This window comes from Kushneria phyllosphaerae, assembly GCF_900312995.1.
Taxonomy (GTDB): domain Bacteria; phylum Pseudomonadota; class Gammaproteobacteria; order Pseudomonadales; family Halomonadaceae; genus Kushneria; species Kushneria phyllosphaerae.
Window position 1 is genome coordinate 527,371 of sequence record NZ_ONZI01000001.1, and the last position, 26,799, is coordinate 554,169.

At 58.9% G+C, this 26,799-nt stretch carries 28 protein-coding genes, 1 tRNA gene and 1 riboswitch; of the genes, 15 read left to right on the forward strand and 14 right to left on the reverse strand.

The window, feature by feature from the left end; translation table 11 throughout:
* Window positions 1-159 precede the first annotated feature (159 nt).
* Both KSP9073_RS02275 and KSP9073_RS02280 read right to left on the reverse strand, forming a co-directional pair.
* Window positions 160-861 (reverse strand): CPBP family intramembrane glutamic endopeptidase, encoded by a 702-nt coding sequence (locus tag KSP9073_RS02275; protein ID WP_108841328.1) that lies wholly within the window; start codon window positions 859-861, stop codon window positions 160-162.
* 58 nt (window positions 862-919) lie between these two features.
* Window positions 920-1,813, reverse strand: coding sequence for a LysR substrate-binding domain-containing protein (locus KSP9073_RS02280; protein ID WP_108841329.1), 894 nt, complete (start codon window positions 1,811-1,813; stop codon window positions 920-922).
* A gap of 138 nt (window positions 1,814-1,951) precedes the next feature.
* Here KSP9073_RS02280 and KSP9073_RS02285 point away from each other — a divergent pair, with 138 nt between their 5' ends.
* Window positions 1,952-3,133 (forward strand): MFS transporter, encoded by a 1,182-nt coding sequence (locus KSP9073_RS02285; RefSeq protein WP_165814127.1) that lies wholly within the window; start codon window positions 1,952-1,954, stop codon window positions 3,131-3,133.
* A 24-nt stretch (window positions 3,134-3,157) separates the two neighbouring features.
* Here the strand turns inward: KSP9073_RS02285 and acuI are convergent, their stop codons facing one another.
* Together acuI and acuR are read right to left on the reverse strand one after the other, a co-directional pair.
* Window positions 3,158-4,141 (reverse strand): acrylyl-CoA reductase (NADPH), encoded by a 984-nt coding sequence (acuI, locus tag KSP9073_RS02290; protein ID WP_108841331.1) that lies wholly within the window; start codon window positions 4,139-4,141, stop codon window positions 3,158-3,160.
* Window positions 4,142-4,204: 63 nt separating this feature from the next.
* Window positions 4,205-4,840, reverse strand: coding sequence for an acrylate utilization transcriptional regulator AcuR (acuR, locus tag KSP9073_RS02295; protein WP_108841332.1), 636 nt, complete (start codon window positions 4,838-4,840; stop codon window positions 4,205-4,207).
* Between the two features lie 255 nt (window positions 4,841-5,095).
* On the opposite strand from acuR, the gene KSP9073_RS02300 reads away from it, so the two are divergent.
* The 4 genes from KSP9073_RS02300 (at window position 5,096) to KSP9073_RS02315 (ending at window position 8,588) form a co-directional block, all read left to right on the forward strand.
* A complete protein-coding gene (locus KSP9073_RS02300) occupies window positions 5,096-6,010 on the forward strand; it encodes an MBL fold metallo-hydrolase (RefSeq protein ID WP_108841333.1) in 915 nt (304 codons plus the stop codon).
* Window positions 6,011-6,193: 183 nt separating this feature from the next.
* Window positions 6,194-6,257: riboswitch (Fluoride riboswitch) on the forward strand.
* A 60-nt stretch (window positions 6,258-6,317) separates the two neighbouring features.
* A complete protein-coding gene (gene eno, locus KSP9073_RS02305; RefSeq protein ID WP_108841334.1) occupies window positions 6,318-7,622 on the forward strand; it encodes a phosphopyruvate hydratase in 1,305 nt (434 codons plus the stop codon).
* Window positions 7,623-7,652: 30 nt separating this feature from the next.
* On the forward strand, window positions 7,653-8,180 hold the full coding sequence (gene ppa / locus KSP9073_RS02310; protein ID WP_108841335.1) for an inorganic diphosphatase: 528 nt from the start codon (window positions 7,653-7,655) through the stop codon (window positions 8,178-8,180).
* 72 nt (window positions 8,181-8,252) lie between these two features.
* Window positions 8,253-8,588 (forward strand): DUF190 domain-containing protein, encoded by a 336-nt coding sequence (locus KSP9073_RS02315; protein WP_108841336.1) that lies wholly within the window; start codon window positions 8,253-8,255, stop codon window positions 8,586-8,588.
* A 67-nt stretch (window positions 8,589-8,655) separates the two neighbouring features.
* Here KSP9073_RS02315 and KSP9073_RS02320 read toward each other — a convergent pair whose 3' ends face one another.
* Window positions 8,656-9,522, reverse strand: coding sequence for a YicC/YloC family endoribonuclease (locus KSP9073_RS02320; RefSeq protein ID WP_108841337.1), 867 nt, complete (start codon window positions 9,520-9,522; stop codon window positions 8,656-8,658).
* A gap of 142 nt (window positions 9,523-9,664) precedes the next feature.
* Between KSP9073_RS02320 and rph the strand changes: the two genes are divergently transcribed.
* Window positions 9,665-10,387: a ribonuclease PH gene (rph, locus tag KSP9073_RS02325; RefSeq protein WP_108841338.1), complete on the forward strand. Its 723-nt coding sequence runs from the start codon at window positions 9,665-9,667 to the stop codon at window positions 10,385-10,387.
* A 37-nt stretch (window positions 10,388-10,424) separates the two neighbouring features.
* On the opposite strand, the gene KSP9073_RS02330 is transcribed toward rph, so the two are convergent.
* Complete coding sequence (locus KSP9073_RS02330) at window positions 10,425-11,024, reverse strand: TetR/AcrR family transcriptional regulator (protein WP_108841339.1); 600 nt, start codon at window positions 11,022-11,024, stop codon at window positions 10,425-10,427.
* 283 nt (window positions 11,025-11,307) lie between these two features.
* On the opposite strand from KSP9073_RS02330, the gene KSP9073_RS02335 reads away from it, so the two are divergent.
* On the forward strand, window positions 11,308-11,706 hold the full coding sequence (locus KSP9073_RS02335; RefSeq protein WP_108841340.1) for a RidA family protein: 399 nt from the start codon (window positions 11,308-11,310) through the stop codon (window positions 11,704-11,706).
* 217 nt (window positions 11,707-11,923) lie between these two features.
* Here the strand turns inward: KSP9073_RS02335 and KSP9073_RS02340 are convergent, their stop codons facing one another.
* Window positions 11,924-12,685 (reverse strand): exodeoxyribonuclease III, encoded by a 762-nt coding sequence (locus tag KSP9073_RS02340; RefSeq protein ID WP_108841341.1) that lies wholly within the window; start codon window positions 12,683-12,685, stop codon window positions 11,924-11,926.
* An 86-nt stretch (window positions 12,686-12,771) separates the two neighbouring features.
* On the opposite strand from KSP9073_RS02340, the gene pyrE reads away from it, so the two are divergent.
* From pyrE to trmL, 3 genes are all read left to right on the forward strand, one after another.
* Entirely contained in the window at window positions 12,772-13,425 is a 654-nt protein-coding gene (pyrE, locus tag KSP9073_RS02345) for an orotate phosphoribosyltransferase (protein WP_108841342.1), read from the forward strand.
* Between the two features lie 174 nt (window positions 13,426-13,599).
* Window positions 13,600-14,151 (forward strand): YfaZ family outer membrane protein, encoded by a 552-nt coding sequence (locus KSP9073_RS02350; protein WP_108841343.1) that lies wholly within the window; start codon window positions 13,600-13,602, stop codon window positions 14,149-14,151.
* Window positions 14,152-14,321: 170 nt separating this feature from the next.
* Window positions 14,322-14,786: a tRNA (uridine(34)/cytosine(34)/5-carboxymethylaminomethyluridine(34)-2'-O)-methyltransferase TrmL gene (trmL, locus tag KSP9073_RS02355; RefSeq protein WP_108841344.1), complete on the forward strand. Its 465-nt coding sequence runs from the start codon at window positions 14,322-14,324 to the stop codon at window positions 14,784-14,786.
* On the opposite strand, the gene KSP9073_RS02360 is transcribed toward trmL, so the two are convergent.
* Together KSP9073_RS02360 and KSP9073_RS02365 are read right to left on the reverse strand one after the other, a co-directional pair.
* Window positions 14,744-15,250: a GNAT family N-acetyltransferase gene (locus tag KSP9073_RS02360; protein ID WP_108841345.1), complete on the reverse strand. Its 507-nt coding sequence runs from the start codon at window positions 15,248-15,250 to the stop codon at window positions 14,744-14,746. The genes trmL and KSP9073_RS02360 overlap by 43 nt on opposite strands.
* A 104-nt stretch (window positions 15,251-15,354) precedes the next feature.
* Complete coding sequence (locus tag KSP9073_RS02365) at window positions 15,355-15,936, reverse strand: STN domain-containing protein (RefSeq protein ID WP_108841346.1); 582 nt, start codon at window positions 15,934-15,936, stop codon at window positions 15,355-15,357.
* A 120-nt stretch (window positions 15,937-16,056) separates the two neighbouring features.
* Here KSP9073_RS02365 and rep point away from each other — a divergent pair, with 120 nt between their 5' ends.
* Both rep and aphA read left to right on the forward strand, forming a co-directional pair.
* Window positions 16,057-18,108 (forward strand): DNA helicase Rep, encoded by a 2,052-nt coding sequence (rep, locus tag KSP9073_RS02370; RefSeq protein WP_108841997.1) that lies wholly within the window; start codon window positions 16,057-16,059, stop codon window positions 18,106-18,108.
* A gap of 376 nt (window positions 18,109-18,484) precedes the next feature.
* On the forward strand, window positions 18,485-19,051 hold the full coding sequence (gene aphA / locus KSP9073_RS02375; protein ID WP_108841347.1) for an acid phosphatase AphA: 567 nt from the start codon (window positions 18,485-18,487) through the stop codon (window positions 19,049-19,051).
* A 12-nt stretch (window positions 19,052-19,063) separates the two neighbouring features.
* On the opposite strand, the gene KSP9073_RS02380 is transcribed toward aphA, so the two are convergent.
* Complete coding sequence (locus KSP9073_RS02380) at window positions 19,064-20,101, reverse strand: Ldh family oxidoreductase (RefSeq protein ID WP_108841998.1); 1,038 nt, start codon at window positions 20,099-20,101, stop codon at window positions 19,064-19,066.
* Between the two features lie 254 nt (window positions 20,102-20,355).
* Between KSP9073_RS02380 and KSP9073_RS02385 the strand changes: the two genes are divergently transcribed.
* Window positions 20,356-21,444, forward strand: coding sequence for an acyltransferase family protein (locus KSP9073_RS02385; RefSeq protein ID WP_108841348.1), 1,089 nt, complete (start codon window positions 20,356-20,358; stop codon window positions 21,442-21,444).
* Between the two features lie 142 nt (window positions 21,445-21,586).
* On the opposite strand, the gene KSP9073_RS02390 is transcribed toward KSP9073_RS02385, so the two are convergent.
* The 4 genes from KSP9073_RS02390 to KSP9073_RS02405 all read right to left on the reverse strand — a co-directional run bounded on the left by KSP9073_RS02390 (window position 21,587) and on the right by KSP9073_RS02405 (window position 25,077).
* Window positions 21,587-22,252, reverse strand: coding sequence for a carotenoid biosynthesis protein (locus tag KSP9073_RS02390; RefSeq protein ID WP_108841349.1), 666 nt, complete (start codon window positions 22,250-22,252; stop codon window positions 21,587-21,589).
* Window positions 22,252-23,814 carry a 1-hydroxycarotenoid 3,4-desaturase CrtD gene (gene crtD, locus KSP9073_RS02395; RefSeq protein WP_243409079.1) on the reverse strand — a complete coding sequence of 521 codons (1,563 nt, stop codon included), beginning with the start codon at window positions 23,812-23,814 and terminating at the stop codon, window positions 22,252-22,254. The genes KSP9073_RS02390 and crtD overlap by 1 nt, the downstream gene beginning before the upstream one ends.
* A gap of 4 nt (window positions 23,815-23,818) precedes the next feature.
* Window positions 23,819-24,673, reverse strand: a complete 855-nt coding sequence (gene thiM, locus KSP9073_RS02400; protein WP_108842000.1) for a hydroxyethylthiazole kinase — start codon at window positions 24,671-24,673, stop codon at window positions 23,819-23,821.
* Window positions 24,674-24,753: 80 nt separating this feature from the next.
* A complete protein-coding gene (locus KSP9073_RS02405; RefSeq protein WP_108841350.1) occupies window positions 24,754-25,077 on the reverse strand; it encodes a c-type cytochrome in 324 nt (107 codons plus the stop codon).
* Window positions 25,078-25,256: 179 nt separating this feature from the next.
* Between KSP9073_RS02405 and KSP9073_RS02410 the strand changes: the two genes are divergently transcribed.
* Both KSP9073_RS02410 and KSP9073_RS02415 read left to right on the forward strand, forming a co-directional pair.
* A tRNA-Arg gene (locus tag KSP9073_RS02410) sits at window positions 25,257-25,333 on the forward strand.
* Between the two features lie 419 nt (window positions 25,334-25,752).
* Window positions 25,753-26,787, forward strand: a complete 1,035-nt coding sequence (locus KSP9073_RS02415) for a retron St85 family effector protein (RefSeq protein ID WP_108841351.1) — start codon at window positions 25,753-25,755, stop codon at window positions 26,785-26,787.
* The last annotated feature ends 12 nt before the right edge of the window (window positions 26,788-26,799 follow it).

Sequence of the window (26,799 nt, forward strand, 5' to 3'; positions counted from 1 at the left end):
CCATTCCTTTCGTAATTGAACCGCACCCCATCGTGAATCATTCCTTTAAATAGAAGGTTCTAATGAAATTATGTCAACGATTGATGGACATGAGATTAACGTCGGTTATCCGATAGCGGTCGCGGTGCCGGCCAGCGCCCGGGAATGCGTGGCTCAGGGCTAAAACAGCGCGCCAATCAGGCCAATACTGGAGATAAGGGCGTGCAGCAGCATGGGCAGCAAAAGGCCCCGGGTGCGCCAGCGGTAGTAGCCCAGCACCAGACCCCAGCCCAGAAGTGCCATGAAGGTGAGCAGATGGTGGTACTGGAACATGTGCAGCCCGGCAAAGCACAGCGCGCTGAACGTGACCAGAAGTCCCACGCGCCAGCCGCGCGTTTGATCATCGATGCGCGCGATCAGGAAGTGACGAAACGCCAGCTCCTCGATGATCGGCGCCCAGACCAGTACGCAAAATGCCATGACGCCACTCTGGAGCGGGCTCTTGCCGTCATAAAGCGAGGTCATGAACGCCTCGGGCGCCATGTCCAGCCAGACGCTAACCGCTGCCGCCAGGCCCTGTACCAGCAGCACCAAACCAATACCGCGCATGACATCACCACGGGTGAAGTGCCCGACCAGCGTCGGCTGCGGGGAAAACCAGCGCCGCCATGCCCAAAACCCTGCGAGCATCAATGCCAATGACGGCGCCAGCAGCACCGCAAAGCCATAGCCCTCAATAAGAGTGGCAAAGTCGGCATCGTTCATGACGTGTTGCAGTACCCATACGCTTAAAAACTGGCTGCCGAGATAGACAGCAAACATCAAAAGGCCGAACAAAATTTGAAACAGCGGGCGTTGGCAAACGGGACGGGCGGTGGTCATGACCGGAGTTCCAGTAAGTGAAAAAGGCTTGCAGCTCTGACGCCAAGTGAGGGAACGGCTACCCCGCCAGTTTTACCTTCTGGATCAGATTGGAGGATTGCAATCGACTTTTGACCAGCGCCACTGCCGCCCTGTCATGCGTGGCAACTTCCGGCGATTCGATCAGGCAGGCGAGACATTCCGGCAGCGGCAAAAAGCCTTCCCTGCTGCCCAGGGTCTGCATGTCTTTGGTTAACCGTGCCCGGTTGAGAACACTGACGGCCAGGCCATTGGCAACGGCCGATTCGATCGCGGCCAGGCTGGTGCTGGTAAATACCGTCTCCCAGCTTCGGCCATTGTCATTCAATGCGGCCAGTGCGATGGCCCGGTAAGTGCAGTCACAGGGATGCAGTGCCAGCGGTAATGGATCAAGCAGGTGTAGCCCGTGACCGGCCGGGCTCGCCCAGACGGGCTGCGTGCGCCAAAGGGGAAGGCCGCAGGGCTGCGCATCCCGGTCGGAATACAGGGCAACCGCCAGATCGAGTTCACCCTGATCCACTGCCCGCCGCAGTTCGAGACTGTTGGCCGTTTTCACCTGTAGTCGGACCCGGGGCACCGTCTGTCGAAGCGCCGGCAGCAGGCTGTCGAGCATTTGGGGCACATACTCGTTCGGCAGGCCGATTCGGACGACCCCCTGCGTCGATGGATGGGAAAGACGTTCAAGCAGGGCGTCGTGTTCGGCCAGCAGGGCAAGCGATTGTGCGATCAGCTGCTCGCCTTCCGTGGTGAGCTGAACGCCTGTCCTGAAACGCACCAGCAGCTGGCGGTCCAGCTGCTGCTCCAGCCGCTTGATCTGCTGACTGACTGCGCCGAGCGTGCAGTGTCGACGGGTGGCTGTTGCACGCAGCGTGCCCAATGACCCCGCCATGTGCAGCGTACGCAGCAGTTCGATGTCGAGTGTTCGATCGGGCATGTTTAGTTTTTCTATACACAGGGTGTTTTAAATATAGATTTAATGGTCACACGAGGACGCGTACCCTGGCAACGCCCCCTCCCCGTGGTGTTGATAGCGAGTGACTCAAGAGTGACACAACAGACAAGTCGAGCTGAAATGAAAAAGACCGCGTCCATTGCCGTAGGGGGTGCCCTGTGCACTGCCATGGCGTTCGGGCCGGCCCGGATGGGTTATGGACTGTTTCTTCCACAGTTTCGTGATGTGTTTTCGTTGAGCACCGCGCATGCCGGTCTGATCGCCAGCAGTGCCTTTGCGGCCTTTTTTCTGGCGCTGCTGGTGTCTGCCCATCTCGTCGTGCGTTATGGCTCGCGCGTGCCGGTGGTGGTTGGCGCGCTGGCCGCCGCCACTGGAATGGCCCTTGTGGCCGGCACACAGAACACGATGATATTTGCCGCCGGCATCATCCTTTCAGCCACCAGCGCGGGCCTGTGCTGGTCTCCTTTCAACGACGCCGTTGGGCGCGCCATCATGAGTGAGTGGCATGGTCGCGTGCTGTCCGTGGTCAGTACGGGCACCACCTTTGGCATGGCCGGAGCAGGGATGCTGGCCCTGGCCGTCGCCCTGCTTGACTGGAACTGGCGCCTTATCTGGTTCGGGTTTGCCGGTATGGCGCTACTGTGTGGACTGTATAATCTGATGGTATTGCGCCAGCTGCCGGAAACGACGGCGCCGTCATTTGATCGACAAAAATTCAGGCGATTGATGCACAAGGGGATCCGGCCCATTTACTGGATTGCCCTGTCGTTTGGTATCACCAGTGGCATCTATCTGTCGTTTGCCGCCGATCAAATTGACGCCATGGGCGGGTTGTCGGGCCTGCAGGCCGAGGGGGCCGGCGCGGTTTTGTTCATTGCCTTTGGTGTTGGCGGGATTGTTGGTTTATGGACGGCAGATGTTGAGCGGCGTGTTGGCCTGCGCCGTCTGGTGCAGGGAATTTTCCTCTGCTCTGCGGTCTCCCTGTTGTGCATCGGAATCGGGGCAAATACCTGGGCAGGCCTGCTGGTGTCTGCCGCCCTTCAGGGCCTCTGTCTCATGAGTCTGAGTGCCATTTTTTCGTTTATCAGTCAACGGCTGTATCCCGACATCTCGAGCATCAGTTTTACCGCGGTACTGTCCATCTATGCGCTGGGCAATGTTGCCGGTCCTGCCGTGGCAGGCTATCTGGCCGGCCTTTTCAATCTGATGGTGGTGTTCACGGCATCGGCGGCGCTATCGCTGGTGACCGGGCTACTGTTTCGGGCCAGGTACAGTTTCGGACCAGGTACACCTGAGCGGTAGCGCCGCAGGGGGGGTGTCAAAGGATCAGCTGTTCACGTCCACTACCAGCCGGCCACGTATGGTGCCTTCCAGAAGCTGCTCGGAGGCGTCCAGCGTATCGCTCAGACGGATATCCCGTGAGATCTCGCCGAGCAGGGCGGGATCAATATCCTCGGCCAGTCGCGCCCAGGCGTGCTGTCGTTCCTCGGCGGGTCGAGTGACGCTATTGATGCCAAGCAGGCTGATGCCGCGCAGAATGAAGGGCGCCACGGTCGCGGGAAAATCCATGCCCTGAGCCAGGCCACAGGCCGCGATCAGGCCGTCGGGGCGCGTCATGGCGCAGAGGTTGGCCAGGGTATGGCTGCCGACCGAGTCGATGGCGGCAAACCAGCGCGCTCTGGCCAGCGGCTTGCCAGGCTTTGATAGTTCGCTGCGATCAATGATCTCGGCGGCACCCAGTCGCTCGAGAAAGGCCGACTCCTGAGGGCGTCCGGTCGCTGCGATAACGTGGTAGCCGCGTGCCGCCAGCAGGGCAATGGCGTAGCTGCCGACGCCCCCGTTGGCGCCCGTCACCAGTACCTCACCGCGCTCCGGCGTCAGGCCATGACGCTCCAGCGCCAGCACGCTCAACATGGCAGTGTAGCCGGCGGTGCCGATGGCCATCGCCTGATGGCTGTTCAGCGAAGGTGGCAGCCGGGTAAGCCAGTCGCCGTCAACGCGCGCGTACTGCGCAAGCCCTCCCCAGTGCTCCTCGCCGATGCCCCAGCCGTTGAGCAGTACGCGATCGCCTGCTGTCCATTCGGGATGCTCGCTGTGCTCGACGACACCGGCAAGGTCAATGCCTGGCACCATGGGGAAGCGGCGCACGACCGCGCCCTTGCCGGTGATCGCCAGCGCATCCTTGTAGTTGAGCGTGCTCCATTCGACGCGCACCAGGACATTGCCCGGCGGGAGCGATGCTGTCTCCAGTTGTGTGATGGCGGCGCAACCTTGCTGGTCGGTCTGCTCCACTAAAATGGCGTTGAACATGTGAACCTCCTTGAAGAATGGACGGTGATTCGATGCGAGCATTGAGCAATTGCCGAATGGATATCAGCGTGGCAATCGTGCGAAAAATTCCTGACTGAAGAGCACCAGAGGCGCCGGCCCGTGGACCAGCCGAGCGCGCTGTACCGCACCCTCCCAGCCCAGCCAGAAAAAGGCGGCCAGCGTGTCGCAGTCGGCCTCGGCGGCCAGTTCGCCGTGCGTTCGCGCCAGTCGCAGGCAATCGGCCACCCGGCGTTGCCAGTCCTGAAGGATGGCTTCCAGCCGCTGGTCAAAGCCTTCGGGGAGAAGCGTGACTTCCTGCCCCAGATTGCCCACCAGACAGCCTCTGCGGTAGTCGTGACGTGCCATGCCCTCCTGGGCGTCCTGCGTGAACAGGCGAAGTCTCTCCAGTGGCGACGTCTCGTCAGAGAGTAACCGGCGGTCGAGCTTTCGCGCGAAATAGTCGGCATAGTGCGACAGCACGGCGTGGCCGAAGGCCTCCTTGCTCTCGAAGTAGTGATAGAACGATCCCTTGGGGACGCCGACCCGTTTCAACACGCCGTCGATGCCGGCCGAGACAAACCCCTGCTCGGTGAGCACCTCAACGCCACACCGAATCAGGGCATCCCGGGTGTCGGGATTATTGCGGGGCACTTTGGGTGGGCGGCCACGGCGTTTGCCCGAAGAGGTTGATGTCGTCATTTTCTTAATTTAGACCGATCGTCTCAAAATATCAAAATACGATGCTTGTAGACGACGTTGAATCGACCGCGCCGGAGGAGCGCGACGGGCAGGATTCAGGGCGTTTTCTGCCTCAGGTCATCAAAAAGCCAGGTCATCAAGGAGCCAGGGCGTCACAAAAAGCCCGCCAGACACGTTCGCGTTTGTGACAACGGCGGACATCAATTCTGTCCAAAATGACGCTAGACTGGGGGCGTTTCTTGTCAGGGAGCCGCCATGAACACCTTCGCCCTATCCCCGGGGGACCCGGACAATGCCCGGCCCAATGTTGCCGGCTTTTTCGATCCCCGCACCTTCAGCATTCAGTACGTGGTCTCCGACCCCGTGACGCGCCGCTGCGTCATCATCGATCCGGTGCTTGACTATGACGAGAAGGCCGGGGCCACCGCCACGTTGCAGGCCGACAGGCTGCTTGAATATATCAAGCGCGAAGGGCTTGAGGTCGACTGGATTCTGGACACGCATCCCCACGCTGATCATTTCAGTTCGGCGCGCTATCTGCATGACAACACCGGCGCACCGACCGCCATTGGTCGGCCAGTCACCCGGGTGCAGACGCTGTGGAAGGAGATCTACCACTGGCCGGATTTGCGCGATGACGGCAGCCAGTGGGACCGGTTGTTCGATGACGGCGATATTTTCCATCTGGGCGACATCGAGTGTCGCGTGATGCACTCACCGGGCCATACGCTGGCCTCGATCACCTACGTGATCGGTGATGCTGCCTTTGTACACGACACGCTCTTTCAGCCCGATTTTGGCACCGCCAGGGCCGACTTCCCCGGCGGCTGCGCCCATCAGCTCTGGCATTCGATCCAGAACATCCTCGCGTTACCGGATGATACGCGGCTTTTCACCGGTCACGACTACATGCCGGGGGATCGTGATCCGCAGTGGGAAAGCACGGTGCGCGAGCAGCGCGAGCTCAATAAACATGAGGTGGGGAAAAGCAGCGAGGCGACGTTCGTTGAACTGCGCCAAAAGCGCGACAGTGAACTGCCGATGCCGAAGCTGATCCTGCACGCGCTACAGATCAACATTCTCGGCGGGCGCCTGCCCGAGCCGGAAAGCAACGGCCGGCGCTATCTGAAGATGCCGCTGAATGCGTTTGATGGCACGGCGTGGGCGTAGTCGGTCATCGACAGGAGCCTCTCCTTTCGCCGGCCTGCTGCGGGTTATCGACCGTTGCCGGTGCGGTGGCCTTGATCAGAGCCTCCAAAAGCGGCCAGAGTTGCCGCGCTTTTGAGGGCTTCTGGTCGAGATCCCGGAAAAATCCCGATGGACAGTGGCGCAGGGATCAAATCGGTGCCATTGTTTGAACAGGGAGATGGCATTCCTCCTTATAACCGCCGTTTCGGCTGATGATGCCTGCTCAACTCGTGAAAATACCCCGCCGTAATGGCTGGCGGCATTTTCATGAATGATCAGGAGTTACGTCATGTCAGCACAACCTTCCTGCAATATCGTTTCTATTTCTGCTATCGAAGTGCTGGATTCACGGGGTAATCCCACCGTGGAGGCCTGCGTGGTACTTAACGATGGGACCAGTGGTCGGGCCATCGTCCCGTCAGGCGCCTCTACCGGAAATCGTGAAGCTGTTGAGCTGCGTGATGGAGACCTCGGCCGTTACCAGGGCCGTGGTGTCCTCAAGGCCGTAGCCAATATCAATGATCTGATTGCGCCGGTACTGATCGGCCGGCCGGCGGACGAGCAGCGTCGGCTGGATCATCTCATGTGTGAACTCGACGGTACCGATAACAAATCCCGCCTGGGCGCCAATGCCATCCTGGCCGTCTCGATGGCCTTGACGCGCGCCGCCGCCAGTCACTATCGCCAACCGCTCTATCGCTACCTCGGCGGCAGCAATGCCCATCTTTTGCCGGTGCCGTGCCTGAATGTGATCAACGGTGGTCAGCACGCCAGCAACAACCTGGATTTTCAGGAATTCAAGATTGTTCCCCATCATGCGCCCTCTTTTGCAGAAGCGATCCGGATGGGCGAAGAGACCTTTCATGCGCTGAAAACCCTGTTGGCCGAGCGAGGCCTTGGCACCGGCATCGGTGATGAGGGCGGGTTCGCGCCGGCGCTGAAAAGCAACGAACAGGCGGTAGAGCTGATCCTCGATGCCATTGAAGCAGCCGGATATCGACCCGGCGAAGACATTTCGCTGGCACTCGACCCGGCGACCAGCGAAATGGCTGAAGGCGATGGGTATCGGTTCAGCCGTTCGGACAACGTCCTGCGAACTGCCGATGAGATGACCGACTTGTGGCAGAGCTGGCTGGATCGCTACCCGATCATCCTGCTTGAAGACCCGCTGGGTGAGGACGACTGGGCCGGTTGGGAGACGCTGACCCGGCGGCTGGCGGGCCGGGTGGAACTGGTCGGCGACGACCTTTTGTGTACCAACCCCGAACTGCTACAGCGGGCCATTGATCAGGGGGTCGCCAACTCGGTGCTGATCAAGCCCAACCAGATTGGCACCGTGACCGAAACGCTTGAATGCGTCACCCTGGCCAATCGACATGGCTATGGCTGCTATCTGTCTCATCGATCCGGCGAGAGTGAGGATACCTTCATTGCCGACCTGGCCGTGGCGATCGGCTGCGGCCACATGAAAACAGGGTCCGGCTGTCGCAGCGAGCGGGTGGCCAAATTCAATCAGCTGCTGCGTATCGAAAATGAACTGGGCTACCAGGCGCGCTTTGCCGGGCGTGACGCCTTTCGCACACGCAGGGCCTGAGCGTTCCATTATTCTCCGAGGAGATAGAACATGAGCTATGACCTGATTCCAGCTGGTCGGTCGATTCCGGACGACATCAACGTTGTCATTGAAATCCCCGCCGATCATCATCCGATCAAATATGAGGGCGACAAGCCCAGCGGCACCCTGTTTGTGGACCGTTTTCTGTCGACATCGATGGTTTATCCAACCAACTACGGCTTCATTCCTCAGACCCTGAGCGAAGATGGCGATCCAATCGACGTACTGGTGCTGACGCCCTGCCCACTGGACCCGGGTGTTGTGATTCGATCTCGCCCGATTGGCATGCTGCGCATGACCGATGAAGCCGGGCCGGATACCAAGATTCTGGCGGTGGCGCATGCTGCTCTGACGCCGCTTTATGACAACATCCACGGCTGGCAGGACGTCGAGCCCGGGGTGCTGGAGCGCATCACGCATTTCTTCGAGCAGTACAAGCGGCTGGAAAAGGACAAATGGGTGCGGGTCGATGGCTGGGATGACCTCGACCGGGCCCGTGAAGAGATCGTCTCGTCCGTCGAGCGCTACCATGCGTAAGGCGTCGCGATGTCGGGTTGCTCCCGGCGTCGGTGCGTCATTATCAATGCAGTCTGACTGCGAGGTGGAACGATGAATCGTTTAAAAAGCGGGTATGAGGTCATTTTTATTGTGACGGAATCAAGTCGCTATAACGGCAAGCGCATCTATGATCTGGTCACGGAGACAGCAGGCGAGCTTGGGATTACCAGAATGACCCGGCGCAGCGATGTCGAGGGTGTCGGAGAAGATGGCAGGCTGCATTCCGCTCATTTCTTCGAGCTGGCGGATCAGCCGATCGAACTCATGTATGCCATGGGTGAGGAAGAGGCAGATCGCTTCATTACGGCCGTTGAAGACACCGGAGCGCCAGTCTTTTGCATCTGCCGGCCGGTTCATTTCGGGCAGTTGAACGAGCAGGGTGGCTGAGTTCGATATTAACAGTGGCTCCCTCGGAAGCCACTGTTGTCCGCCACCGGGCTGATGCAATCAGCGCTTACTCAATATTTTGAATCTGTTCGCGCATCTGCTCGATCAGCACCTTGAGCTCCACCGCGCAGCGGGTGGTGTCGGTGACCGCGGCCTTGGACGAGAGCGTGTTGGCTTCGCGGTTGAGTTCCTGCATTAGGAAATCGAGCCGGCGCCCGATCGGACCCTTTTGTTTAAGCTGGCGCTCGACTTCTCCGACGTGGGTGTCGAGGCGGTCGAGTTCCTCGGCGACGTCGGCCTTTTGTGCCATCAGCGCCATTTCCGCCTCCAGCCGGTTGGGGTCAAGCTCGGCCTTCACGGTGTCCAGACGTTCCAGGATCTGGCGGCGCTGGCGTTCCAGCACGGCCGGCAGGTGGGCTCGGACGTCATCGACCTGAGCGCGGATGGCGCTGAGTCGCTCGCGAATCAGCGCGCAGAGCTGCTCGCCTTCACGCTCGCGGCCGGTGTTGAGATCCTCAAGGGCCTGAGACATCAGCTTGAGGGCGGCGGCACGCACGGCGTCCATGTCGATCTCGCCGCCGCGTGAAATGCCGGGGTGATCCAAAAGCTCCAGCAGGGTCGGCATCGAGGCTTCCGGTGCGTGACGGCGCAGGCGCGTCAGCGTTTCCATCAGTACCTCGAGATGTTCGACATTGATGTCGAGGCTGTCGCCGCTGCCCTGGGCACGCTCAAAGCGCAGTGAGCACTCGATCTTGCCGCGCGACAGCGTGGTGCGCAGGCTGTCTCGAAAAGGGGTTTCCAGGTCGCGCAGTGATTCGGGCAGGCGAAAGTGCAGGTCCAGGTAGCGCTGATTGACCGAGCGTAGTTCCAGCGCAAGGCTGCCCCAGTCGGCATCCAGCGTCTGGCGGGTGAAGGCGGTCATGCTGCGAGCCATGGGGCATCCTTGCGTGAAAGTTGGAACGGTAAGAGATGAATGCGATCAGTTTAAACGATTCGGTCATCATGCAGGCGGGCGTGTAAGATGCCCGACCGCTTTTTGATTTGTATGTTTCATTTTTACCAGTAGAGAGACGCTCATGCGACCCAGTGGACGTGCCCCCGAGGCAACCCGTGAAATTACTCTGACCCGCGGCTATACAAAGCATGCCGAGGGCTCGGTGCTGGTCGCCTTTGGCGATACCCAGGTGCTGTGCACCGCAAGTGTCGAGGCCGGCGTACCGCGCTGGCTGCGTGGCAAGGGGCAGGGCTGGATCACCGCCGAGTACGGCATGCTGCCGCGCGCGACCCATACCCGCAGCGGCCGGGAAGCGGCGCGTGGCAAGCAGGGCGGGCGCACCGTTGAAATTCAACGCCTGATCGGGCGCAGCCTGCGTGCGGCGATCGATCTGAAAAAGCTCGGTGAGTTCACCATCACCATCGACTGCGACGTACTCCAAGCCGATGGCGGCACCCGCACGGCTGCAATCACCGGCGGCTGCGTGGCGCTGGTCGATGCGCTCCAGTCGCTGCAGCGCAGCAAGCAGATCAAGACGGATCCGCTCAAGCAGCTGGTCAGCGCGGTCTCGGTCGGCATTTACAAGGGGCAGGCCGTCACCGATCTGGACTACGCCGAGGACTCGCGCGCCGAGACCGACATGAACGTGGTCATGACCGCCGATGGCGGCATCATCGAGGTGCAGGGCACGGCCGAGAAGAAGTCGTTCTCGCGCGCCGAGCTTAACGCCATGATGGACATGGCGGAAGCCGGCTGCGAGCAGCTCTTTTCCCACCAGCGCGAAGCGCTGGGCATACCGCAATAAGTCAGCGCTGCCGCCGTGCGTTCAAGGCGGTGATGTTCTATCGATCGGGGCTGATTCTGAGCCCCGATGCCAGCTGACGAAAAGCATGGATCGCCCTTCCAAGTACCTTTTCCGGAGTGTCGCTACCGGCGACCCAAAGGGCTGCGTTCATCGCTGCGCCATTTAACAGCCGAGCGGCGGCCTCAATGTCGACCGGCTTGATGAAGCTTTCATCCATAAGCCTCTCAAGCGTTGTCATCGTGGCCTGCAGACAGCGATTCTGGCTGGGCCATTGCGCTGGATCGCCCAGTACCGAGGGGCCGTCAAGCAAAACGATGCGCTGTATCTCCGGGTCAAGCGCGAGCTCGATATAAGCTTCTCCCTCTTTCATCAGCGCTTCCCAGCTGTTCGTTTGACGCTGGCCGATTTCATGGGCCTGCATTGCCATATCACTGTCAATCTCTTCAACAACCGCGGCAAGCAGGCCACGCTTGTCCCCGAAGTGGTGATAAAGCGCGCCACGAGTGAGACCGACCCGGGCAGTAAGGTCATCCATCGAGGCACCGGCATAGCCTTTCTCGGCAAAGGCAGACCGCGCCGCCTTGATCAGGTTGGCGCGTGTTTCCTTCAGCATCTCTGCGCGACTGCGTCTGGTCATTGTATCTCCTGCTGGTATCGCCCGTGTTCAAGGCGAAAGAGCGGTCAGGCCGCGGGTATGCTCCTGCGCCGGCTTTCAAAATGAGTGGGGTATCGATTCTGTCTGCTGTTCATTCTACCCGGGCGCGCTTGAGCGTGAGCGTCGGAAGGCGGATGGCATCATGTGGTTAATTTAACATACGAGTCGTATGTTTGTTGCAGGTAGAGGGCCCCTGTACTAACATACGCTTTGTATGTGAAATTCATGTGTGCTGTCATGGCAACCCTTCATGAGGAGTGCGTTCATGTTACACCCTGCACCTGTTTTCCCCGCCCAGCGACACGCGCTGTATCAACGTCATGGTTATTCGGCCGCGATTCGCTCGGGCGATCTTCTTTTCGTATCCGGTCAGGTGGGCAGTCGCGAAGATGGCTCTCCCGAGCCGAATCTTGAACGTCAGGTGTCGCTGGCTTTCGAGAACCTCAAGGCAGTCCTGGCCGCGGCTGACTGCGGACTGGAAGACCTTGTCGACGTAACGACCTTTCATACCGATCCAGAAAATCAGATCGAGACTGTCATGGCGATCAAGGACACGCATTTTCCTGCTGCACCCTATCCCAACTGGACGGCCGTCGGCGTGACCTGGCTTGCTGGCTTTGATTTTGAAATCAAGGTAGTGGCACGCATCCCCGGGTCATGCTGAACAGGGTTTGTTGCGATTGGAAGGTCGGTGTCAGTGGGAGGCCAGTGATGGGCACGCTCAGCTGATCCGAGCGATCTGGCACGTCAGCCGCACAACGACACGGCCCCGGCAGCCAGAAGCTGCCGGGGCCGTTGCGCGAAGGGACCGGACGGTGGCCAACAGGAGCCAGGAGCCAAAAGCGGTCGATCACGGCCGGGCCGTCACCGACCGCGAGAGGTCAGAGCTCCAGATCGTATTCGATGATCAGCGGCGCGAACTCGCTGAAGTCGGCGTCGCGATCGATCCAGGCGCTTTTGACCGTGCGGGCAATATCGGGCCCGGTGATCTGGTAATCGGTGCGCCAGCCGTCCTGACGCTTGCGCGGCACGTCACTGTCGGGCTTTTCCCACCAGGTGTGATGGCCGGCGTTGCGCTCGACTTCACGGAAGGTGTCGACAAAGTCCATTGGTCCGAAGACCTGGTCCATGAAGGCGCGCTCTTCGGGACGAAACCCGGGCGTGCTTTGATGCTCGGACCAGTGATCGAGATCGACGGTCTTGTGGGCGATGTACCAGCTACCGGCGATAATGTACTGGCGACGCTTGCGGCGCAGCTTGCTGAGGTAGTCGCTGTACTGTGCGATAAAGCGCTGTTTGGCGTGCGGGTCTTCCGGCATCAGAAAGGAGGCCACGCTGAAACGCTCGTAGTCGGCCTGCAGAAAACGACCTTCGTTGTCGCACTGCTCAAAGCCCAGACCATACATGATCGCCTTGGGAATCTTGCGGCAGTAGATACCGACGCCGGCAAAATCGTCCTGTTCTGCATCCAGGAAATAGCCTTCATAGCCTTCCGGATAGAGGATCGAGTCGTCCAGCTCGAAGCTTTTGGTCTTCAGGTTCTGCACGCAGACGATGTCGGCATCCTGCGCTTTCAGCCAGTCGAGAAAGCCCCGCTCGACCGCTCTGCGCATGCCATTGACGTTGATACTGGCGATTTTCATACATGGTCCCTTGTTTTTCGCGCGTGTATGATACCCGAGCCTGACAGGTTTGGGTAAAGAGCCGGCACAAGAAATAAGGGTATGACATGCACGATGAGCAGCGAGAATTCATAGAATTCGCCATTGCCGAGCAGGCGCTCCGCTTTGGTGAGTTCACTCTCAAGTCGGGGCGCATCAGTCCCTATTTCTTCAATGCCGGCCACTTTCACAGTGGCGCGGCACTGGCCATGCTGGGGCGCTGCTATGCCGGTGCCATCCAGCGCGCCGGACTGGAGTTCGATCTCCTGTTCGGTCCTGCCTACAAGGGCATCCCGCTGGCCTCGAGTACGGCCATTGCCATGGCGACTCATCATGACCGTAATCTGCCCTGGTCGTTCAATCGAAAGGAAGCCAAGGATCATGGTGAAGGCGGCTCGATCGTCGGCGCACCGCTGTCCGGGCGCGTGCTGATCATTGATGATGTCATCACCGCCGGCACCGCGATCGGGGAATCCATGGCCCTGATCGAGGCGGCCGGTGCCACGGCTGCCGGTGTGGTCGTGGCGCTGGATCGCCAAGAGCGCGGTCAGGGGGACATCAGCGCCATCGAGGACGTTCGCCGCCGTTATGGCATTCCGGTCATCCCTATCGTCACACTGGCGGGTATTCTTGAGTATCTTGAAACCCGCGCCGATGACAGCCTGACACCGCACGCTCGCGCCATTCAAGATTACCGCGCGCGCTACGGCATTCAGGAATAACCGCTTCGAGCGCCGTAAGGTAGCCTTAACAAAAAAGATGACATCATGTCGATTTACTTCATCATGATGGCACAATGCGCCGGTGCCCACCGGTCTGTATTTCCGCAGGCGAACGGATTTATCTCTGACAGCGCATGTCCCGTTCAAGGGGACAACAAGCCAAGGATTTCAAAAATGAAAAAGATCATCATCTCGGTACTGGGGGCAGGCCTTGCCCTCTCAAGTCTCAATGCGTCTGCCCTGAGCCTTTCTGCCAGCGGCGGCAAGGACGCTCACGGCTTTCAGGCCACTCAGGGTCTGCTGCCGGGCTTTTCCGCTGGACTGGGCTATTTCAGCACCAATGACAGCGGCAACAATACCAAGGCCTATTCCGGTCAGCTGATGTTCTCGCCCTATCTGCCGGGTGTAGACCTCTCTGTTGGCGGTCGCTACCAGTATCTGGACAGCGACTACGGCAACGGCGGCGGTCTGGGTCTGGGCGGTTCGGCCTATGTCGATACCCCGATCCCGCGTGTCAGCGTCGGTGGTTATGGTTTCTACACGCCGGAAGGGCTGAGCCATGGCGACGTCAACGAAAGCTATGAGTACGGCGTGCGCGCGCGCGCCACGCTGATCGCCAATACCTATGGTTACGTCGGCTATCGCTACTACCATACCGATTTCGACAACCGCGATGCCAAAACGTTGTTCAGCGGTCCGGAACTGGGCGTGTCTGTTGGTTTCTAAATCGGTCGGATTCTAGACCGATGTGCTCTTGAGCATGAGCGGGCCCGGCCTTTGTGCCGGGCCCGCTGTCGTTGGTCACAAGACTTTTAGCCGTTGGTCACAAGACTTTCAGCCGTTGATCGCAAGCTGATCACGACAACACCGGCCCCGAAGTAGAGAAGACGCCCGTCATGCTGGACATCGCCCTGTTCGAGCCGGAAATCGCCCCCAACACCGGCAACATCATCAGACTCTGCGCCAATACCGGCTTTCGCCTGCACCTGATCGAACCACTCGGCTTTGAGCTTGATGACAAGCGCCTGCGCCGGGCCGGGCTTGATTACCACGAGTGGGCCCGCGTCCAGGTCCATGCCGACCTTGAGGCCTTCATGAGCACGGTCAAGCCGCAGCGCCTGCTGGCCATCACCACCCGCGGGCAGACCCGTCACGACCAGATCGCGTATCGCGAGGGCGACGCGCTGATGTTCGGGCCGGAAAGCCGCGGCCTGCCGCAGCCCCTGATTGATGGGCTGCCCGAGGATCAGCGTCTGCGCATTCCCATGCGCGAAGGCAGCCGCAGCCTCAATCTGTCCAACGCCTGCGCGGTGCTGGTCTATGAAGCCTGGCGGCAGCTGGATTTCGATGGCGCGCTATAGTCCGGGCCATCGAGTGCCCGGGTCATGAAGACGCTGTAGGGATCTTCCTGATAGCTGCCAAACGGTGGGCAGGTTTCAAAGCCGAAGCGGGCATAGAGGCTGCGTGCCGGGGCAAAGATGTCATGCGGGCCTGTCTCGAGGCTCAGCCTTTTGAAACCACGTGCGCGCGCCTCGACAATGATGTGATCGAGCAGTTTGGCCGCGACTCCGCGGCGCAGGTGGGTCGCCGCCGTGCGCATCGACTTGATCTCGGCGTGCGTGTCATCGAGGGCCTTGAGCGCGCCGCAGCCGGCAATCGTGTCGCTTTCCCACACGCTCCAGAAGGTCACGCCGGGGGCGCGCAGCGCGTCCAGATCAAGGGCGTGGCAGCTTTCTTCGGGAGAATGACCGGCCAGATCCATCACATGCGCGCGAATCAGGGCGATGGTCGCTTCGCTACTCAGGTCATCCTGAAGGATCTTCATGATCAGTGCCTTTTGTTGTTGTGGCGCAGGTGTCGTGGCGCAGGTTGCTGTCTTGGACTCATGCCGGGCAGGGCTCATGCCGGACAAGGCTTGTGCTGGTGATGTCAGAATCTTGATGGCGCCAGACGCCCCTCCATCCAGGCGAAAAGGCGCTCGTAGCTGGCTTTTTCGGCCGCACTCAAAAAGCCCTGCTGGGTAATCAGCTGATCGCTTTGCGCCGCAATGGCATCAAGCTGTGCCTCCAGCGCCCCGGCATCGTCGTGGCTGAGCTGCTCGTTGTCCCGGGCGCTGTCGATCCGGTAGCGAAACGTCTCGACAAGGTCTTCGATGCGCTCCCGGTCACTCTGATTGATCCGATAATGGTCGTTGTCCAGATGCACTTCAAGCCCCGAGCCCCGCACCAACTGAATCAGGGCGGCGTCGGGGGTAAACTGGCCGGACAGGGGCCGGGCCTTGTGCCCCTCGATAAGGGCCATATCCATCTCGACCGGGCAGCCGCTGGTGTGGGCAAACTGCTGCAGGGCTTGATCAAGGCGCTGTTCGGGATAGTCGTACCTCATCGCCTGAAGCTGACAGGCCGCACTGGCCGGCATGGACAACCCAAGCGTGGTGGCGCTGAGCAACAGACCCGCACCGGCGTGAAAAAGACGTTGTCTGACACCCGGTGCAAACAGCTGATAACGCATGGCTTTCCTCTCCTGGGCGGATGGGCGTGGCTTGTTCAGGCATTGTCATTACAGCACAGGTGCGGGCACAGGATGTATCATGATGTGCTCGCGTCATCTGCCTTCCATCAGGTTGTTCCCATGTCCGATATTCGCAACCGCATCAGCGGTCTCAATCCGCGTCAGCGTGAGGCCGTGAAATACATCGATGGCCCCTGTCTGGTGCTCGCCGGTGCCGGTTCCGGCAAGACCAGCGTGATCACCACCAAGATTGCGTATCTGGTCCTCGAGTGCGGTATGAGCGCCCGCCGAATCGCAGCGGTGACCTTTACCAACAAGGCCGCCCGCGAGATGAAGGAGCGCGTACAGGCACTGTTGCCCGGGCGCAGCGGTCATGGCCTGACGGTGTCGACCTTCCACACCCTGGGGTTGACCATTATCCGCGCGGAGCTGAAAACGCTGGGCCTGCGCCCAGGGTTTTCGCTGTTTGACCCGGAGGATGCCAAGGCACTGTTGCGTGATCTGATGCAAAAGGATGCCCAGATCGACGGCGATCAGATCAATAAGGTGCAGAGCCGGATCTCGACCTGGAAAAACGACCTGATTTTGCCGGGTCATGCCCTGTCGCACGCCGAGACCGAGGATGATGCGTATTGTGCGCGCATCTACGAGCACTACGTGCGCCACCTGAAGGCCTACAACGCGGTCGATTTCGATGATTTGATCATGCTGCCGGCGACGATGTTCGAGCGCCACCCGGAAGTGCTGCAGCGCTGGCGGGGGCGTATCCACTACATGCTGGTGGATGAGTATCAGGACACCAACTCGAGTCAGTACCAGCTGGTGCGCATGCTGATGGCCGAGCGCGAGACCTTCACCGTGGTGGGCGATGACGACCAGTCGATCTATGCCTGGCGAGGCGCGCGCCCGGAGAATCTGGTGCAGCTCGGCGAGGACTTCCCCAGGCTTAACGTCATCAAGCTGGAGCAGAACTACCGCTCGACCTCGATTATCCTCAAGGCCGCCAACACCCTGATTGCCAATAACCCCCACGTCTATGAAAAGACGCTGTGGTCGGACAAGGGTCGCGGCGAGCCGATCCGGATCATCGTCAATCGCAACGAGGAGGCCGAGACCGAGCGGGTGGCGACCGAGATTCTCACCCGGCGCATCAAGGAGAGCGCCCAGTGGCGTGATTTTGCCGTGCTCTATCGCGGCAACTTCCAGGCCCGACTGCTGGAATTGAAACTTCAGCACCACCAGATTCCCTACAAGCTTTCCGGCGGCACCTCCTTTTTCTCGCGCAACGAGATCAAGGACGCCATGGCCTATCTGCGGCTGTTGATCAATCCGGCCGATGACAATGCGTTTTTGCGTATCGTCAACGTGCCGCGCCGCGAGATTGGCCCCAACACGCTGGAAAAACTGGCCAACTACGCTCAGGAGCGCAAGGTGAGTCTCTTTGCCGCCTGCAGCGAAATGGGACTTTCGCACGTGCTCTCCGAGCGCGCCGTCGATCGGCTGGGACGCTTCAATCACTTTCTGGAAGGCATCCGCAAACGCATGGATCAGGGCGATGCGATCGCCGCGATCCGGGCGATGTTTGCCGAGATGGATTACGAGGCGTGGCTCTATCAGAACGCCAGCGCGCCCATCGTTGCTGAAAAGCGCATGGGCAACGTGTACATCCTGATCGATCAGCTCGAGAAGTCGATGCACCGTGATACCGAGGAAGGTGATGACGTCGCCGAGGAGACCGACGACGTCGAGGCTGCCATCTCACGGCTGGTGCTGCGCGACATTCTCGATCAGCAGGCCCAGGAGGACGACACCGACAAGGTGCAGCTTTTAACCCTGCACGCCTCCAAGGGGCTAGAGTTCCCGCATGTCTATGTGATGGGTATGGAAGAAGAACTGCTGCCGCACCGCAACGCGATCGAGATGGACACCATCGAGGAAGAGCGCCGCCTGGCCTACGTGGGTATCACTCGTGCCCGCCAGACCCTGACGCTGTCGCTGGCCCAGCAGCGCAAGCAGTTTGGCGAGATGATGAACTGTGTCCCAAGCCGTTTTCTTGAGGAACTGCCGCCCGACGATCTGGAGTGGTACGGCCGCGCCGACAAGGAAGACCCCGAGAAAAAGCGCGAGCGTGGCCAGAGTGCCATCGCCGGTCTGCGTTCGCTTTTGGGTTAGGGCGCCTCTTCCTCTTCACCGGCCGGATCCTCACCGGCCAGGTCCTTTGGATCCCGGTAGAGCGCCGCCGGAATCAACACGTCGGATGTCGGGCAATGCGACATGCCTTGCTCGCCTGGAAATACCCCGGGCACATTTGATGTACCATCACGGGCTTATATGCCAACCCCACCTGACGTGACCCGGTGGGGTTATCGTCGCGACGGTCTTGATGGATTAAAAAGGATAATATTTTGCGTGGCACATCATTAACAATAACAGCACTCATTATTGGCGCGCTTGTGAGCACCGCCCATGCCGATCCCAAAACACCCGGTACCCATCAAGGCTATTCCACCGTGAATTACTCAACAGGGGAATCCCTAATGATCTCGATATGGTGAGCGTTGAGGAACTCGAAAAGGAATTGGCAGGCAAGGCGCCAATGGCCGTGGGTTTTGATATTGATGACACCACACTGTTTAGCACGCCGGTGTTTTATCGCGGCAAACAGGAGTTTTCACCAGATGATTATAGCTACCTGAATAATCAGAAATTTTGGGACAAGGCAAATTGTGGCTGGGATAAATTCAGTATGCCCAAGCATATTGCCGAGCAGCTTATCGAGATGCATCAAAAGCGCGGGGATGACATCTACTTTATTACCGGCAGAACGGGCTCGGAATGTAATTTCACCACGCCGTATCTTCAAAAAACTTTCCACATCAAGAATATGCACGATGTGGTGTTTGCCGGATCAAGTCGCGATGTTTATACCAAAACTCCGTATATCAAAGAGCATGACATCAAAATATATTACGGCGATGCCGACGGCGATATTATCTCGGCGCGCCAGGCAGGGGCAGAAGGTATTCGTGTGATGCGAGCGGCGAACTCAAGCTACACGCCCATCCCACAAAACGGTATTTATGGTGAGCGCGTGCTGAAAGACTCTCAGTTCTAAATCATTGACTGATCAGGCGTGTGGCCTCGGGGTGTTGTCGTCGACCAGGGCTTTCAGATCCCGGTAGAGCGCCGCCGGGATCGACACCCCGGATGTCAGGCTGCGCGCTCGCGCTTCAAAACGGCGTTTTGAGGGCAGTCGCGCGCCCTGCCCCAAAATCTCCTCAAAAAGCTTTTCTGCGTGTAGAAGCCCCGCCTCGGACTGCTCGCCCAGAAAGGCCCGGGGCGACAGGGCCATCACCAGCTCACCGTGACAGGGTTGGCCGGTACCGTCTTCATTGGCCGCCTGGGTCTCATGGCTCAGGGCGTCACCGATCAGCGGGCCTGCCAGCAGCTCGATCATGGTGGACAGCGCCGAGCCCTTGTGACCGCCGAAGGGCAGCATGGCGCCTGCCAGCGCGGCGGTCGCCTCCGTGGTCGGCTGGCCCTGATCATCCAGCGCCCAGTCGTCAGGGATGGCGTTGCCGGCGCGGCGGTGCAGCTCGATTTCACCGCGGGCCACCACGCTGGTGGCAAAGTCAAAGGTGTAGGGCGTGCCGCCCGGGCGCGGCCAGGAAAACGCAAACGGGTTGGTGCCCAGAAGCGCCCGCACGCCACCGGCCGGGGCCACAAAGGCATGGGTCGGGTTCATCGCAAGCCCCGCCAGCCCGCGCGCGGATAGCGCTTCCACCTCCGACCACAGCGCCGAGAAGTGAAAGCAGTGATTGATCATCAGCACCGCGATGCCATTGCGCTCGGCTTTCTCCTGCAAGGGCGCCAGTCCCTGCTCGAACGCCAGCAGCGAGCTGCCGTAGTGGGCATCGACCTTCACGATGCCGGGTGCCTGATCAATCACCTCCGGCACCGCCTGCGGGTCCAGCCCGCCCATTCTGGCCGTCTCCACGATGCCCAGCAGACGATACAGACCGTGAGAGTGACACTCATCGCGCTGGGCGGCGACCATGCTTCGGGTAATGGCCTCGACATGACCCTCGCTAAAGCCTGTCTTTCGCAGAATGCGCTGGCTCAGCGATTGCGCGTCTTCAAGCGAAAGTGTGATGTCGTGTTCCATGAAAGGCTCCCGGTCAGTGTGAAACAGGCGGGCTTGAACCTGCATCCGCCGCGTCAGCGGTCAGCCAGCATAAACGTCCTGCCCGGCGGTGCCTGCTGGACAAAGGTGTCACGGAGGTAGCGCGCACAAAGGTCGGAACGTAACGAGTGTCGTTAAATTGTGTAGTCTTTTTTCCCTGTATGGATTAGTTCATGGCGCTGCGGATAATACCTCTGGTTCATTTAAAAATTGATTAGGTAAAACGAGGAGTCTGCATGCCCAGCGCACGCCGGATCGACTGGATCGATGCCGCCAAGGGAGTGTGTATCCTTGCGGTAGTGCTTTATCACTTCAATCAGATGGTGCTTCAGCAGATCGATTTTGGTCAGACGGCCATCCCCACGCTCTGGAATCTGGGTATCACGGCACTCAAGCCTCTGCGCATGCCGCTGTTCTTTCTCATCTCCGGGTTTCTGGCCAGCCGCTCGATCACGGGGCGCGGCTGGGGGCAGATACGCTCCAGCCGTGTGGCCAATCTACTATGGGTTTATGCCCTGTGGGTGGGGCTTTACTGGCTCTTTACCGAAAGCGTCATCGAGCCTCTGGACGTGGACATCGCCGGCGCTGGTGCCCATCCCGAGACCCTTATGGGCATGGTCATACAGCTGATCAGCGCCGATACGGGGCTCTGGTATCTCTACGCGCTGGTGCTTTATTTCGTGGCCTGCAAGCTGATCCAGCATACGTCATCGCCGGCCGCCATCAGCATCGGTCTGGGCGTGGCCATGCATCTAATCTCCAGTCTGTGGCTGCCACCATCGCTGTGGAACATCAGCACGCTTTTGAACTATCTCTTCTTTTTCGCCATTGGCTGTCATTGCCAGCCGCTGATCTTGCGTCACTATACGCAGGGTAACCCGGTACGTTTTTTGATCACTGCCGTGCTGACGCTGATGGCGCTGGGCCTTGCGTGGAAACTGGGGTCCATGGAGGCGCCGGGCGTCAAACTGGTGCTCGCCCTTTTGATGGTCTCGACCACCATCGATCTGTTTGCGCTGCTGACGCAGCGTTTCAAAATGGGGCTGCTGTGCGATATCGGCAGGCGCACCCTGCCGATCTATGTGATTCACAAACTGTTGATTTTTGCGCTGGTCGCTGTCATGCCCGAGGTGTTGTACATCGAGGGCGCCCTTGAAAATGGAGTACTGGCCGTGACGCCATTGGCCATGACGCTTTTGATCGGCGCGCTGTGCCTGCTGGCCCATCGCGCGCTCAATCGTGGCCCCGGGCGCGTGCTCTTCACCATGCCGCACACCTTCCGGCGCCTGGCCTACCGCTCCGGACTGTTACACCCGGCCGCCTAGCCTGTCTGCGCCCTCGATGCCGGCGTGACCGGCCGATGGCGACGCATGCTGCGCCGCTTGAATACGATAGCGCCACGCCTTCATCGTTGAAGGCGTGGCGCTGTCGTATAGGCCGTTCTCAGGCGCGTCTGTTTGACCAGCCTTAAACTCCCAGCAGATTCAGCGCGCCAAAAAAACCTGCCATTAACAGCGCCACGGCGATCGCGACCGGGTTATGGGTGCGCCTGAACAGGTAGTGAAAGAGTATCGAGATCGGCAGCGAGACGATAAACCAGCCGATGTAGTTGCTCAGTGGCACCAGCGTCTCGCCCCAGGCCCACATCTCGTGATGGATGGCGACCGGCTCGATCAGCATATCGAGCGCCACCATCAGCCCGGCGCCGATCACGCCCTTGAGCGGCCGTGACAGTCCTGGCAGCACACGCTGTACGGCGACATTGAGACAGTACAGCAGCAGTGCCCAGTTGACCCCAATGATCAGCGGCGTGTGCCAGAGTGTCGGGCCCAGCACATGGCCGTAGGCGTAATCCCCGAACAACAGTCCGGTCGAGGTGCCGATCGCCTCGGCGATGAACCCCACCCCATAGCACAGCGCCACGTAGCCCCAGAGTGGCCGGCGCGGACCCGGATGAAAGGCCATCACCAACCCCAGTGAGGCGAGCATTGTCAGCGGGGTCAGGCGGATGAACTGATCATGCACCGGCAGGGCAATGCCGATGACCCCGGCCAGATAAATCAGGGTCAACAGCACGATGACCGGCATGGGGCGCAGACGGCGCTCGGATGGGGCAGGAACCTGTGAAACCATCAAACATCGTCCTTCGAGTCAGGGGTGTGCCTTGCCAGCGGCTCACGCCGTGTCATGACATCGGTCATGATCCTGGCGGATAACAGGCACAGCGGCAGGCCGCCGCCCGGGTGCACGCTGCCACCGCAGAAATAGAGGCCGTCGACATGGCGGCTGTCATTCGGATGGCGCATGAAGGCCGCCATGCGATCGTTGGAGCTGGTGCCGTATAGCGCGCCCAGATGCGACAGGGTGCGCGCCTCGATGGTGGTCGGGTCAAACACGCACTCCTCGACGATCGCTTCGCGCAGCCCAGCTTTTTCACCTTCATGACCCAGCATCCGCTCGAGTTTTTGGATAACCCGCTCGCGGGTGCGCTCGATCAGCGCTGACCAGTCCTGCTCCGGCGTGGCAAAGGGCGCGTTGATCATCACGAACCAGTTTTCACTGCCTGCGGGTGCGGCGCTGTCATCGTAGCGCGAGGAGATGCTGACATAGACGGTCGGGTCATCACACAGCGTACCCGCCTCCAGCGCCCCAAACTCGGCGGCGTAATCCTCGCTGAAAAAGATGTTATGCACATCCAGTTCGGGGAAGGATTTATTCACACCCCAGTAAAAGATCAGTGCCGAGGTCGATTTCTCCCGCGCCAGTACCCGCCGGGGCGCCGGGGCATCGGGCAGCAGCCGCTCATGGGTGAAAAACACATCCATGTTGCTGACCACTCGATCAAATAACATTTGCCGATCATCTTCCAGGCGCAGCCCCACCGCGCGCGGACGGCGCCCCTGCTTTTGGGTGAGAATCTCGGCCACGCGCGTCTCGAAGTGAAAGGCCACGCCCAGGCGCTCGGCCAGGCCATAAAGGGCGCGGCCGATCGCGGGCATGCCGCCTTCAGGGACGAAGGCGCCGGCGCCGTGTTCGAAGTGGGCAATCATGGAGAGCAGGCCCGGTGCGCGGTACGGGTTGGAACCGTTGTAGGTCGCAAAGCGGTCAAACAGCTGGACCAGATGCGGCTCCCCCAGATCGCGCTCATGCACCTGGTGCAGGGTGCGGGTGAGGTCGAGCCGGTGCAGCCGGGTCAGGGCGTGGCCTACCTCCGGCGTCAGCCAGGTCCCTGGCGTGTGCAGCGACTTTTCCAGAAAGGTTCGCCCGGTCAGGTGATACTTTTCCTCGCCGTGGGCCAGCGTTTTCAGTACCCGCTGCGCCGGTACGCCCAGCACCCGCTCGACTTCCTCGGCAAAGGCTTTGGGATTGGCGCGGGCATCGAGTCGGGTGCCGTCCTCCCAGGCGTAGCGACACACGGTGTCTAGGCGCCGGTAGCGAAAGTGATCACCGGGCACTTCACCGGCAAGTTCAAACAGTTCGTCGATGTATTCCGGCATGGTCAGAAGCGAGGGGCCAATGCCAAAACGATACTCGCCCAGCACCAGCTCGCCGAGCTTGCCGCCTGCCGTGTCGGCGGCCTCGAACACCTCAACGTGAGCGCCTTCAAGGCGTAGACGGATCGCGGCGGCCAGCCCGGCAATGCCGGCACCAATGATGCCAATGCGGGGGAGGGATTCACTCGATGCAGACGGCACCGGCTCAGGCATCCAGCCAGCGTACGGCGATCAGCCCGCGCTGGCGCAGCAGGTGCTCATCGACCTGGTCGAGGGCATCAAGCCAGGCCATGGCAAAACTGCCCGGCCCCTGGGCGTGCTCCTCGGCAAGCTCGGCGGCCACGGCGACGTGAACATGCGCAGCCACGGCGGCGCACAGCGGGTCACGCACCACCGCGCAGTAGGCGGCAATGATCGCGCCCAGGGCACAGCCGGTGCCGGAAACCCGTGGCTGCCAGTCGCTGCCGCCGCCGATCTCGACCAGCGCCGGGCCGTTGTGATGGCGATCCAGCAGCGGCCCGAGCAGCATGTCCACCGGCCCCGAGGCCGAGACCGTACACGCCTGGATCAGCAGCTCGCGCGCGGCGTTGACCGCGCTTTGCGGACTCATGGCACTGTCCACCCCGCGCGCGCTGCCATCCTGTCCGGCCAGCCCCATGATTTCCGAGGCGTTGCCGCGTACCACCGTGGGGCGATGTTCCAGCAGCTCCAGCGCCAGACCGTGGCGCCACGTCATACTGCCCGCGCCAATCGGGTCGAGCACCCAGGGCTTTCCTGCCTGATGCGCACCGCTGGCGGCCTTGTGCATCGCCTTGACCTGATCACCCTGCGGCGTGCCCAGGTTGACCAGCACCGCATCGGCCTGAGTGGCGAAGCGTCCGGCCTCTTCGGGGTTGTCGATCATTGCCGGCGTGGCGCCAGCGGCCAGCAGCGCATTGGCGACCAGATTGACCGTCACGTTGTTGGTCAAACACTGTACCAGCGGCTTTTGGGACTTCAGCGCCTGGTGTGCCTGAATGACCATGTCGATAGTGGGCTCACCACCCGGTTGCTCGCTCATGCCCATCGTGGACTCCCTCGATTGTCAGAAAAACAGGGTGATCAGAAAAGACAGGGTGATCTGGTGCATCAGGATAAACGTTACTTATCCTTGGAGGGAGCGACCAGATAATCGACAGCCGCTTCCACCTCCTCATCGGAGAGTGCCTCGTTGCCGCCGCGCGCCGGCATACTGCCGATGCCCTCAATGGCATGGTTATACAGGTTCTGATCTCCGGTTTTCAGTCGTACCTTCCAGCCGTTTGAGCCCCGCTGCGGGCCGCGACCGCCATCGTGGCAGCCGGTGCAGTTGCTGTCATAGATGCGCTGGCCGTTGATATCGTCGGCATGGGCGGCAGCGGTCGTAGCGTAAAAGCCGACCATCAGGGCGGTGGCCGTCATCAGAGGCATAAAGTGGGTGCGCATGGTCTTGTCCTCAAGCGTGGTCAGGTCAGGTGATTGTTATGATGTGAGGGTCAGTATAAAAGAGCACGCGGCGCTTGCATGGTGTGGTGTCGGGAAAGGCATTCGGCCCCGCCCGAGAGTGGACAGTGACAGGCGCGAGCGGTAGGATAGCGCGCTGTCTTTCCTGCAAAGACACCTGCGCGCTTGTAGCTCAGCTGGATAGAGTACCGCCCTCCGAAGGCGGGGGTCTTGGGTTCGAATCCCAACAAGCGCGCCACTTCCTACCTCATATTGATAGCCGTCATATAAAAACTCATATTGCAATGTATGTGTTTTAAGTATTGATTTTTTTGAATATTTTAAACGCAACGTTAGAAGTGGATAGCGCGCATTGACTTTAAGTTGATGCTTGAATAGCCTATATAAGCTTTTTACGCGTTCATTAGCAATTTTTTAGCTATAGCCGGGTGTATAGCCAGGCTCAAAAGCGATTGGAGAGATTTATTCCGCATAGAAATGCTGCGGGTTTTCGCTCCGCTTCGCTCCACTCGAACCCGCAGCATTTCTATGCGGCTGCTTCGTGGTAAAAAGCATATGCTATCCATATATAGTTGAAGCTGATCTATTGTAGGCCTTATTTTGCCTTGACCTTATCAAAATAAGGCAAGGCAATTTTTTTGTTTTAGGAACATATTTATGGGGTCTGCTGACGAAAAAAAGCCAGAAAGTTTAATCGATTTTTATGCCGAGTATTTAGAAAATATAGATTTTTCAAAATCCAAGGTTGCTTTCCCAAAAAAGCATATGGTTCTCGTGTGTGGTGGACAGGTGCCTAAAAAAAATGGATCTCTAACAGGTGTAAACATCCAAAACATAGAAAAAGAAAAATTCGCTTCACTAAGAGAAGCATTTTATAAAGTCTATCTTCAGAATTGTAAAAGCCCTTTCAATATGTTTATGCCTGAGGAGATGAAAAGCTGGCAAGATCACGATTTATTTAATGATTTGGTCGAAATGGAGGTCATGCTAGCTTATGCTTGCTCCATCGTTTTAATTTTCCTAGAAAGTTCAGGCTCTTTAGTTGAGCTGGGTATGTTTTCTCAATTAAATGAGTTCCATGGTCGAGTTCTGGTTATTAATAATGATGAATTTGAATTTGCCGATTCTTTTATTAATCTAGGTGCTTTATCATATCTAAGAAAAAGAAATGAACATTCAGTTTGTTTGTACCCTCGAGTTTCAGACTGCGGTGTAGTAACCGAAGAAACGATGAATTTTGTCATAGGTGATGTGAGTGAGTATTTAAAGGGGCTTAATAAGAATGAAAAATTTGATGTAAAAAACAAATTTCATTATCTGATATTTATACTTGAATTAATAAAGATATTTAGAGCGCTTACGATAAAAGAAATACTGGATTTCGCAAAGATCTCATTCTTAGAATTTCCCGAGATAGAAGTTGATGGAAACTTTATTGAAAAGGGTCTTAGGGTACTAATAGAGTTTGGTGTTTTAGAGAACAAGGGATTAGGTAGCTATGTATTTTATATACTTTCATCAGAAAAAGATTTTTACCGAATAAAATTTCATCATAAAGAGGGAAACGATGGAGACTTTGCTAGATTGAGATCCGAAATTATCGATTTCTATCGTAACAGTAGCGAATCTGCTCACTCCAAAAGGTTGAAATCAATTAAAGGTTTGAATGAAGTATCTGAAGAACTTTTTTGATGTAATATTTTT